Source organism: Sphingomonas sp. (genome assembly GCF_040398505.1).
Lineage (GTDB): Bacteria > Pseudomonadota > Alphaproteobacteria > Sphingomonadales > Sphingomonadaceae > Sphingomonas.
This window is the reverse complement of the sequence record NZ_JBBATX010000025.1, coordinates 17,387-28,325: the sequence shown is the minus strand read 5'-3', so window position 1 is coordinate 28,325 and position 10,939 is coordinate 17,387. Positions and strand designations below refer to the sequence as shown.

The 10,939-nt window shown below is 65.9% G+C and carries 8 protein-coding genes and 1 tRNA gene; 5 read left to right on the top strand and 4 right to left on the bottom strand.

Annotated elements, in window-relative coordinates:
• Positions 1-26 precede the first annotated feature (26 nt).
• Positions 27-101, bottom strand: a tRNA-Thr gene (locus ABWP09_RS05395).
• Positions 102-192: 91 nt separating this feature from the next.
• Between ABWP09_RS05395 and ABWP09_RS05390 the strand changes: the two genes are divergently transcribed.
• A complete protein-coding gene (locus ABWP09_RS05390) occupies positions 193-318 on the top strand; it encodes a hypothetical protein (protein ID WP_353204121.1) in 126 nt (41 codons plus the stop codon).
• On the opposite strand, the gene ABWP09_RS05385 is transcribed toward ABWP09_RS05390, so the two are convergent.
• The gene (locus tag ABWP09_RS05385) at positions 308-2,098 is read right to left on the bottom strand and encodes an aminopeptidase P family protein (RefSeq protein WP_353204120.1); all 1,791 of its coding nucleotides are present in this window, start codon (positions 2,096-2,098) and stop codon (positions 308-310) included. The genes ABWP09_RS05390 and ABWP09_RS05385 overlap by 11 nt on opposite strands.
• Before the next feature lie 153 nt (positions 2,099-2,251).
• On the opposite strand from ABWP09_RS05385, the gene ABWP09_RS05380 reads away from it, so the two are divergent.
• From ABWP09_RS05380 to ABWP09_RS05365, 4 genes are read left to right on the top strand one after another with little or no spacing between them, the layout of a single operon-like run.
• Positions 2,252-4,135: a methyl-accepting chemotaxis protein gene (locus ABWP09_RS05380; RefSeq protein ID WP_353204119.1), complete on the top strand. Its 1,884-nt coding sequence runs from the start codon at positions 2,252-2,254 to the stop codon at positions 4,133-4,135.
• Between the two features lie 59 nt (positions 4,136-4,194).
• Positions 4,195-6,255, top strand: a complete 2,061-nt coding sequence (locus ABWP09_RS05375) for a S9 family peptidase (protein WP_353204118.1) — start codon at positions 4,195-4,197, stop codon at positions 6,253-6,255.
• 60 nt (positions 6,256-6,315) lie between these two features.
• Positions 6,316-6,804: an acyl-CoA thioesterase gene (locus ABWP09_RS05370; protein ID WP_353204117.1), complete on the top strand. Its 489-nt coding sequence runs from the start codon at positions 6,316-6,318 to the stop codon at positions 6,802-6,804.
• Between the two features lie 30 nt (positions 6,805-6,834).
• Entirely contained in the window at positions 6,835-7,452 is a 618-nt protein-coding gene (locus ABWP09_RS05365; protein WP_353204116.1) for a YbhB/YbcL family Raf kinase inhibitor-like protein, read from the top strand.
• A gap of 195 nt (positions 7,453-7,647) precedes the next feature.
• On the opposite strand, the gene ppc is transcribed toward ABWP09_RS05365, so the two are convergent.
• Positions 7,648-10,308 carry a phosphoenolpyruvate carboxylase gene (ppc, locus tag ABWP09_RS05360; protein ID WP_353204115.1) on the bottom strand — a complete coding sequence of 887 codons (2,661 nt, stop codon included), beginning with the start codon at positions 10,306-10,308 and terminating at the stop codon, positions 7,648-7,650.
• Between the two features lie 222 nt (positions 10,309-10,530).
• A partial coding sequence (locus tag ABWP09_RS05355; RefSeq protein ID WP_353204114.1) for an EF-hand domain-containing protein occupies positions 10,531-10,939 on the bottom strand: 409 nt, incomplete at its 5' end.

The following is a 10,939-nucleotide window of genomic DNA, read 5'->3' as shown; positions in this document are numbered from 1 at the left end:
CTAAGGACCGGTCGCGGCAGACTGCGTGGTGCTGCCGGTGAGGATTGAACTCACGACCTCAGCCTTACCAAGGATGCGCTCTACCACTGAGCTACGGCAGCATACCGTCGGCGCTTACGCTGTCGGCGGAAGCGGCCTAAGAGACGGATGCGGCGGCAATGTCAACTTGATTGTCGCGGAGGAGCGGGTGACGTGGCGACCAAGGATGAAGAGACCGCCGCGCGACTCGCGGCAGCGCTGCGCGAAAACCTCAAACGCCGCAAGGCGCGCGACCGCGCACTCGACGCCCCGGCGGATGACGATTCCGCTAAGCAATAGGCGCGCATTTCGCCGCCAGCCAGGCGCGCTCCTCGGCGTCGAGGGAGCCGCCGATGACCGCCACGACGCGCGCATGATAGGCATCGAGCCAGTCCCGTTCGGCCGGGGTGAGCAGCTCGGCGACGATCAGCGTGCGTTCGATCGGACAGAAGGTCAGCGTCTCGAACCCGAGCATCGTCCCGCCCTCGGCCACGCGTTCCTCGACCAGGATCAGGTTCTCGATGCGGATGCCGTAGGCGCCCGCTTTGTAATAGCCCGGCTCGTTCGACAGGATCATGCCGGGGCGCAGCGGCTCGGCCGGGCCGCCGCCGGGATAGAAAGGCTGGGCGATCCGCGCCGGGCCTTCATGCACCGAGAGATACGCGCCAACGCCGTGGCCGGTCCCATGCGCGTAATCGAGGCCGATTTCCCATAAGGGCCGTCGCGCGAAGCCGTCGAGCTGGCCGCCCGTGGTGCCCGCCGGGAAGATCGCGGTGGCGAGCGCGATATGGCCCTTCAGCACGCGGGTGAAGCGGTCGCGCATTTCCGCGGTGGGTTCGCCGATCGGCAGCACGCGCGTCACGTCGGTCGTGCCGTCGGCATATTGTCCGCCTGAATCGACCAGATAGAGCTGCCCCAGCTCAAGCGGCGCGTTTGAGTCTGGGGTCGAATGGTAATGCGGGCTGGCGCCATGCGCGCCGGTCGCCGAGATCGTGTCGAACGACGTGTCGAGCAACACGCCGGTCGCCTCGCGGCATTCGAGCAGCTTGGCGACGCAGGAGAGTTCGGTCAGGCCACCCTTGGGGGCCTCGGCCTCGACCCAGCGCAGGAAGCGCGCGAGTGCTGCCCCGTCGCGGGCCGAGGCGGCGCGATGCCCGGCGATCTCTTGCTGGTTCTTGGTCGCCTTGGCGAGCACGACCGGATCGCGTGAGGGGAGGATCGTCGCGCCGCCCTGATCGAGCCGATCGAAAATCGCCGAGACGGCGGATTGCGGGTCGGCGGCGATACGCTTGTCGGCAAAAGCCCCGAGCGCCCCGGCAAAGGCGTCGCGCGGGTGGAGGCGAATCGCATTGCCGAGATGCTGCCGCACCGCATCGGTCACTTTGTCGGGCGCGACGAACAGATCAGCAGTGCCGTCGGCGTCGACGATCGCATAGGCAAGCGCCACCGGCGTGTGCGCGACGTCCTTGCCGCGCACGTTGAGCGCCCAGGCGATCGAATCGAGCGCGGTCAGCACCACCGCATCGGCCTTGTGCGCGGCGAGCCAGTCGGCGATCGCGGCGCGCTTGGCCGCCGAGCTCAGCCCTGCATGGGCGTCGTCCTGGACAACGAGCTGCGCGTCGGATGGGGCGGGGCGGTCGGGCCAGACGGCATCGATCGGGTTGGTGTCGACCGCGATGAGGTCGGCCCCGCGCGCGGCCAGCGCGGCGCGCGCCTCGGCAACCCACGCCCGCGTGTGGAGCCATGGATCATAGCCGATCCGCCCGCCCGCCGGCGCGTGTTCGCCCAGCCAGTCGGCGATGCTGGTGGCGGGAACGGCAACGTACTGCCAGTCGTCGCCCGAGACCTGTTCGCGCACTTGCAGCGTATAGCGTCCGTCGGTGAAGATCGCGGCGGCTGCGGGCAGCACCACTGCGCTGCCGGCCGAGCCCTGAAACCCGGTCAGCCACGCGAGCCGCTGGGCATAGGCGCCGACATACTCGGACATGTGTTCATCGGTCAGCGGGACGACGAAGCCGTCGAGGCGCTGGCGGGCGAGCTGGGCGCGGAGGGCGGCGAGGCGGGCGGTGTAGGTCGACATGCGCATTCTCGTGATTGCTGGAACGGGGGATGATGCGGGGTAACACGTCGTTTGCGACGACGCCGGACCTTGGCAGATCGCGCCCGCGCGCAACAGAGCCGGCGGCCGTGATTCTGCTCGCGCACCCGGTTCGCCTCTGGGTCGACTATAATTATGATTAGTTTTATCCGCTTCTTCCCGAAGGTGGTCTTGCCCATGTCGATCGCCAAGCGTCTTCAAATCGGTACTGCCCTGATCATCGGGATCGTTCTGATGGCGATCGGGATCGCCGCCTACAGCATCAATCTCGTGCGGATCGGCGGCCCCGTCGCCGAACAGATCCAGTTCGCGTCGGACTATGTCGCCGATATTTTGCCGCCGCCCGAATATGTGCTCGAACCGTTTCTTGAGGCGACACTGCTCGCCAATCACCCCGAACAGATTGACGCACGCGCCGCCCGGCTGGCGGCGTTGCGGCGCGACTATGACGATCGCCATGCCTATTGGACGCGCGCGACGCTCGATCCGGCGCTGGTGATCGCGCTGACGCGCGATGCCGATGCGCCCGCCCGCCGCTTCTGGGACGGTGTCGATCGCTTGAAGGCCGCAGTGCGTACGGGCGATTCGGCGGCAATCCATGCAAGCTATGCGCGCCTCGCTGCCGACTATGCCACGCACCGTACGCTGATCGATCGGGCGGTGACGCTTGCAGGACAGCATCAGACGATGCTCAAGGCCCGTTCCAGCCGGACTCTGACGACCGCGGCGATCGCCTTGCTCGCGCTCGCGGCGATGGTGCTCGGGCTCGCGATCGTCGCGGGTGTGTATCTGATGCGCACGGTGATGACGCCGCTCGGCAGCTTGATCGCAGTGACGATGGCGCTGGCGGAGGGGAGCGATCGCGCCGTCCCGTTTTGCGATCGCGCCGATGAACTCGGCGACATGGCGCGCGCGGTCGATGTCTTCCGCTGCGCTGCGCGCGATCGCGCGATCGAGGATGCGCGCACGAGCGCCGAGCAGACGTTCATCGCCGACAATCTTGGCCAGATGCTGCGGACGATGGCATCGGGCGACTTGCGGCACAGCACGACGATCGTGTTTCCACCAAGCTATGCCGGAGTGCATGCTGACCTCGATCGTGCGATCGACACGTTGCGCACGATGGTGCGCGCCGTGGTGGACACGACGAGCGATATCGATGCCACATCGGGGTCGATCGCGCGCGCGACCGATGATCTGGCCCATCGCACCGAAAGCAGTGCTGCCGCGATCGAGGAGACCTCCGCCGCGATCGAGCAAATGGACGAGCGGTTGCGCAGCACCGCGCAGGCCGCGCAGAAATCCTCACAAGGGTCGCAACAGACGCTCGATGCGGCGGGGGACGTTCGCAAGCGGACCGACGGCGCGATCGAGGCGATGCGCCGCGTTTCGGTCAGCACGGCGGGAATCGACGATGTGATCGAGGGGCTCGACAAGATCGCCTTCCAGACGCGCGTGCTTGCGATGAACGCTGCGGTCGAGGCGGGGCGCGCAGGCGACGCCGGGCGTGGTTTCGCGGTCGTCGCCGATCTCGTTTCAACGCTTGCGATGCGCGCCGAGGAGGAAGCAAAACGCGCGCGGGTGCAGCTCAGCGCAACGCAGGACGATGTCGGGGTCGCCGTTACGGCGGTCGGGCAGGTCGATGGCGCACTCGAGACCATTCTCGCGCGCTGCGCTGAAGGGGCGACCCTGTCGCGCGACATCGCCGATGATAATGCCGCGTTGGCAACCTCCATCGGCGAGATCAAGGGCGCGGTGACCCAGCTCGATGGAATCGCGCAGCAGAATGCAGCGATGGTGGAGGAGACTTCGGCCGCAGCGGCATCGCTCGCGTGCGATATTGCGACGCTGGCGGGGCATGCCAGCGCCTTTCGTCATGATCGCCGCGAGCAGGACGTGCCCGTCGCCATCGACCGGCGCGGGCACACCGTGCAAGGTTCGCCGAGCGCCGCTGTGCCGATCATGCCCGCGCTCGCGCGGATCATGCGCGTGCCCGCCGTTCCGCTGGTGTCCGCCTGAGCGCGTTCGTCAACGCGCGCATCTCGACTTGCCCGGCCGGGAGCGGGTAGGGATCGGGGATGACCAATCCCACGCCCCCCATCGCCGAAACCCGCCCGCACAGCTTCACCGCGCACGGGGTCACGATCCACGATCCCTATGCGTGGCTGAAAGACCCGAACTATCCCGAGGTGGGTGACACCGACGTACTCGCCTATCTCGAAGCCGAGAATGCCTATTTCGAGGGGGTGATGGCGCCGCTCAAAGGCCTGACCGACCGGCTCTATGCCGAGATGAAAGGGCGCATCAAGGAAGACGATGCTTCGGTCCCGCAAAAGGATGGCGACTGGCTGTATTGGACCTCGTTCGAGACCGGGGGCGAGTATCGCAAATGGTGGCGCAAGCCGGTCGCTGGTGGTGAGGACGACCTGATCCTCGACGAGACCGCGCTGGCGGAAGGCAAGGAGTATTTCCGGCTCGGCGCGTTTTCGGTGTCGAATGACGGGCGGTTGCTTGCCTATGCGATCGACGACAATGGTTCGGAGCGCTTCGAGGTCCGCGTTAAGGACCTCGCCACGGGTGCGCATTTACCCGATGTCATTCCCGGGATGCTGTCGGAGATCGTCTGGACCGCCGACGACAAAGGCTTTCTCTACGGCCTCGCCAATGAGCAATGGCGCACCGACAATGCGCGGCTGCACTGGCTTGGCACCCCCGTCACCGATGATGTGGAACTGTTCAAGGAGGCCGATGAAGGCTTTCGCGTCGGCGTTTCGGAAACGAGCGACCGCCAATGGATCGTTCTGGCAAGCGGCGATCATGTCACCAGCGAAATCTATCTGCTCCCCGCGACCGACCCGTTGGCGACGCCGCTGTGCGTTTCGCCGCGGCAAGTCGGGCGCGAATATGATGTCGACATGCATGGCGACACGCTGTTCATCCACACCAACGACACCGACCCCAATTTCCGGCTGTGTACCGCGGATATTGCGGCACCGGGCGACTGGGTCGAGAAGATCGGCCCGTCGCGGCATTTCTACATGACCGGAATCGATTGCTTCCGCGATTTCTTCATCGTCGACGGACGCGAGGACGGGTTGGATCAGATCGAGATCCATCGCTATGACGGGTCGATCGCACCGCAACGGATCGTGTTTCCCGAGGCGAGCTATGATGCGGGGCTCGGCAACAATCCCGAATATGACATGGACGTGCTGCGGCTCGGCTATGAATCGATGGTCACGCCGGGGACTGAATATGATTATGACGTAGCGACCGGAGCGCTGACGACGCTCAAGGTGCAGGAAATTCCGAGCGGCTATGACGTCGCAAAGTACCGCACCGAGCGGTTGAAAATCACCGCGCGCGATGGCACCGAAGTGCCGGTGTCGATCGTCTATCCGGCTGATTTCCCGAAGGATGGCAGCCGCCCGCTCTATCTCTATGCGTACGGGGCGTACGGCTATGCGATCCCGCCGGGTTTCTCGACCGGGCGGCTGAGCTTGCTCGATCGGGGCTTCGCCTATGCCATCGCGCATATTCGCGGTGGTGACGATCTCGGGCAGCAATGGTATCTCGACGGCAAGCTCGAGAAGCGCGCCAATACGTTCAACGATTTCGTCGATGTGGCGAAGGGGTTAATCGCGGACGGCTGGACCGCGGCGGGCAAGATCGCGATCGCCGGACGATCGGCCGGGGGTGAGTTGATGGGCGCGGTGGTCAATTCCGACCCCGAGCTGTGGGGCGCGGTGATCGCCGATGTGCCGTTCGTCGATGTGCTCAACACGATGCTCGATGCCGATTTGCCGCTGACGCCCGGCGAGTGGCCCGAATGGGGCAATCCGATCGAGGATAAGGCGGCGTTCGATCTGATCCGCGGCTATTCGCCGTACGACAATGTGCGCGCGCAAGGTTACCCGCCGATGTTCATTTCGGGCGGTCTCAACGATCCGCGCGTGACCTATTGGGAACCGGCGAAATGGGCGGCGAAACTCCGCGCGACCAAGACCGATGACACTGTGCTGCTGCTCAAGACCAATATGGGCGCGGGGCATGGCGGCAAATCGGGGCGGTTCGAGAGCTTGCGCGAGGCGGCGGAGGAACATGCGTTTGTGCTGTGGCAGTTGGGGGTGGAGGAGTAATTGCCATCTCCCCTCCGGGGAGAGGGCAGACGAGGCGAAGCCGAAGTCGGGAGAGGGGCAGTGACGCGGACGGTAAAGCACGGCACGGCCCCTCTCCCCGACCCTCTCCCCAGAGGGGAGAGGGAGAAACGCTTCACGCGCGCCTTTACCGCCATGCCCGCCGACATCGATGCGCTCGGCCATGTCAACAATGCGGTGTGGGTGCGCTGGATCCAGGAGCTTGCGGTCGCGCATTGGGCAGCGGTCGCGCCGGCGGAGCAGCAGGCAGCCTATGTCTGGGTCGTGACGCGGCATGAGGTCGATTATCGTGGCAATGTTGCGGTCGGCGAGACGGTGAGCGGTGAGACCTGGGTGCCCGAGCCACCCAAGGGCGCGCGCTTTGACCGGCACGTGCGCTTTACCGGGAGCGACGGGCGGGTGAAGGTCGAGGCGGTGACGACCTGGGCCTTGCTCGACCGCGCCACGGGGCGGTTGCTGCGCGTTCGCCCCGAGATCGCCGCGCCATTTTTGAGCATGCCGACGGAACAACGACGCGCGCCGGTGGCTTGAGTAACAACCGCTATCGAAAGGTTTACAGCGATGCTCGAACATATTCCCGAATGGCTTGGTGCCAGCCTGCGCAATGTGCGGGCGGGGGCTGAGCATCTGACGATCGTCAATCCCGCACTCGGTGGCGGCTATGCGCCGATTGCGCTCAGCAGTCCGGCCTTTGGCGATTGGACGGAGATGCCAGTGCGCTTCACCGCCGATGGCGCGGGCGTGTCGCCGCCTTTGGTGTGGGATGCGGTACCCACAGCGACGCAGAGCCTCGCGCTGATCGTCGAGGATGCCGATTCGCCGACACTCGCGCCCCTGGTGCACGCGATCGTCTGGGGGATGGCGCCGGATACGCGCGCACTCGCCGAGGGGGCAATTGTCGAGGATGGTGCGACCGGTGAGATCGGGCGGAATTCTTACCTCGCGCAAGGCTGGCTCGCGCCCGATCCGCCGAGCGGGCATGGCGAGCATCGCTATGTCTTCCAGCTGTTCGCGCTCGATGTCGTAGCAGAGGATTTGGGTGACGCGCCGGGGCGTGGGGCGGTCCTTAACGCGATACAGGGACATGTTATCGGCGCGGGGATGTTGACGGGGTTGTATGCGCGGGGTGAGGTGGTGGATGCGCCGGTGGCACCGGGCGTTGCGCCGCTGCCCGGATGAAGAAGGAGAAGGGGTTCACGCGAAGGGCGCGAAGAGAAGGAAAGGGCGCGAAGGCGGAAGGTCTTGTTGGAGCGCGCATAGCGCGCAAATATGTGTGGAGTGGTCAAAGTCTTCCGATCGCGCGGGACTTCGCAAACCCTTCTCTTCGCGTTCTTCTCTTCTCTTCGCGGCCTTCGCGTGAACCCCTTCTTCCTCCTACCCCGAGTTACGCAGCGCCGTCGCGATGGCGTTGATCGACAGCAGGATGCCCTCGCCAATGCGCTCGTCGGTGTCGCCTGCGCGGCGGCGTTTGATGAGTTCGATCTGCAGCAGATTCAGCGGCTCAATATAGGGCAAGCGCAGCCGGATCGACGCATCGAGCGCGGGATGCGCGGCGAGCAAATGCGACTGGCCGGTGACCTCGAGCAAGCCGTCATGCGCCTGGCTCCAGCCGCTTTCGATTTGCGGGAAGATCGCGTCGGCAAGCGCGCGATCCTCGACCAGCGCCGCATAGCGTGCGGCGATGCCCATGTCGGATTTGGCGATGACCTGTTCCATATTGGCGAGCGTCGCGGCGAAGAACGGCCAGCCTTGCGCCATTTCGCGAAGCAAACCCTTGTCCTCGAACCCAGCGAGCGCCTGGCCGACGCCGTACCAGCCGGGCAGCATGACGCGCGCTTGCGCCCAGCTGAACACCCAGGGGATCGCGCGCAAATCCTCGATCCGGTCGGATTTGGTACGGCTGGCCGGACGGCTGCCGATCTTGAGGCCGGAAATTTCGGCGATCGGCGTCATCTGGCGAAAGAAGGTGCGGAAGCCTTCAGTGCCGTAGACCAGCGCGCGATAGGCCTCGAACGCAGAAGCCGACAAAATATCCATCGCGGCGGCGAAGCGTTGGGTGTCGGCGCTTGAAAGGCTTGCGGGCTCCAAGCTGGCGAGGAGGGTGGCGGCGGTCATTGCCTCCAGATTGGTAATGGCACTTTCGCGCGTGCCATATTTTCCTGCGATTACCTCACCTTGCTCGGTGATGCGGATGCGGCCCTGGACGGTGCCGGCGGGCTGGGCGCGGATTGCGGCGAAGGCCGAGCCGCCGCCGCGCCCGACCGCGCCGCCGCGGCCATGGAACAATTGCAGTCCGATGTTCGAATCCGCGAACACATTTTTGAGCGCGGTCGAGGCTTTCGACAGGCTCCAGGTCGAGCTGAGATACCCGCCGTCCTTGTTGCTGTCGGAATAGCCGATCATCACTTCCTGATAGCCGCGCGCCGCGGTGATGCCGCGCACCTCGGGCAGCGCAAACCATTCGGCCATGATGCCGGGGGCGGCCTCGAGATCGCCGATCGTTTCGAACAAGGGCACCGCCATGATCGCCGCGCTGGGCTCGGGTCCGGGACGATACAGCCCGACTTCCTTGAGCAGGATGTTGAGTTCGAGCAGATCCGACACGCTTTGCGCCATCGAGACGATGTGCTGGACGGTGCAGGCCGGCCCGTACGTCGTGTGCGCCTGTGCGGCGGCACGCAGGATCGCGAGCTCGGATCGCGTCTCGTCGGAATAAGCGGCGAAGCCGCTCGCGAGCGGGCGGGCGTTGGACAGTTCGTGGCGGAGCAAAGAGACGCGCTGCGATTCACCAAGCGCCAGATAATCGGCCTCGACCCCTGCCACCTTGAGCAATTCGGCGACGACGCGTTCATGGACCGCGCTGTTCTGGCGCAGATCGAGCGTGGCGAGGTGGAAGCCGAAGGTCTCGACCGCGCGGATCAGCCGCCCGAGCGCGCCGCCCGACGACAGCGCACCGCCGCCACCGCGCAAGCCGCGCGCGATCGTGACGAGATCGGCGCGGAACGCCTGCGGGTCGGGATAAGGCGCGCCGTGGAGCAGGCCGGGGCGCGGCGCGGGCTTGCCGGTGAGCGCCAAATGCGTCGCGGCAAGACGGGCGTAAATCCCCGATAGCGCGCGGCGATAGGGTTCGTCGCTGCGGCTTTCGGCGGTGTCGCCGCTCGCTTCGGCAAGTGCGGTGACGGCGTGGTCGGCGGGGGCGAGGTTGGTCGAGATCGACAGTTCGGCCCCGAGCGCGTGGACCGCGTCGAGATAATGTCCGAGCACCGCTTCGCTGGCCTTGGCGAGCGCGGTTCTGAGGCTGTCGGCGGTGACGAACGGATTGCCGTCACGGTCGCCGCCGATCCAGCTGCCCGGGCGCAGGAAGCTCGGCACGCGTGTCCCCAGCGCGCGGTCCCAGCGCTGGTAGAGCGCGGGCAAAGCCGGGAGGAACACGTCGCGCAAATAGCTGAGCGCGATTTCGACTTCGTCGGTGACGTAGAGTCGCTCGCGGCGCAGCACGCGGGTTTGCCATAGAAGCGCGATCTGGCGGAGAATCGCGTCCTCGACATTATCGCCGTCGGCGGTTTCGGTGGCCCCCGTGTCCCGCAGCGCCATCAGCGCGGCGATGCGGTTGCGATGGTCGATCATCGATTTGCGCCGCACCTCGGTCGGGTGCGCGGTGAGGACGGGGGCGATCAGCGCGTGATCGAGCAGCGCCATCACCTGCGCATGGTCGATCCCTTCGCCCGCCAGCCGATCGAGCGCGGCGGCCATGTCGGCACCGGGTTCGGCGGCGATGCCCTGCCGGTCCTCGGCAAGATTGGCGAGCATCGAAAACAGCATGAAGCCGCGCACGAAATCGAGCGTGTCGTCGAGGCTGAGCGCGTCGAGCCCGAGATCCGCCGCGCCGCCTTTGTGGCGATCGACCGAGGCGGCGCGGATCGATTCGGTGCGCGCGTAGAGCGCCTCCCCGCCATAACTGCGGATCACGTCGCCGAGCAATTTGCCCAGAAAACGAATGTCGGGATTGTTTGCGATGCCGGGGAGGGTAGCCATAAGGTTATGCTGCGCTGCGGTAGACGTAGCGTCAACCGATTACGTTTCGGTACGGGCGAAACCGGTCAATGCTGACTTTACAGTCGCGCGTTGGCGCACACCCCCTGCCTGTCATCCCTGCGAAAGCGGGGACCCAGCACCCAAGGACCGAGATGGGTCCCCGCTTTCGCGGGGATGACAGAGAAGACGGGGATGGCCGAGAAGAGGGGCAGCCGTCCGAAACTAGCGCGCGCGCGCGGCGTCGCGTTCCTTGTTGGTGACGATGCCATCATGATCGGTGTCGTTGCGATCGAAGCGGGCGAGGCGTCCGGCGATGAATTCGGCGCGCGAAATCTTGCCGTCCTTGTCGGTGTCGAGCGTGTCGAGCATTCCGCTGCCTGCCGCGACGGCTTCGCGCTGGTCGATCGCGCCGTCGGCATTGGTGTCGAAACGGCGAAAACGCCGTTCGAGCAGGACCGCGAAATCGGCGCGCGGCATGACGGTCGGCGGCTCGAAGCCCGCCGCGACGGCGTCCTCCTCGGTGGGTTTGCGCTCGCAAGCGGTGAGCGCGAAGGCGGTCGAGGCGAGCATCGCGAGCAGGAGGCACGTCTTTATCGCGGTGCGCGCCGTGGGATCGCGGCCATCGTGGGGG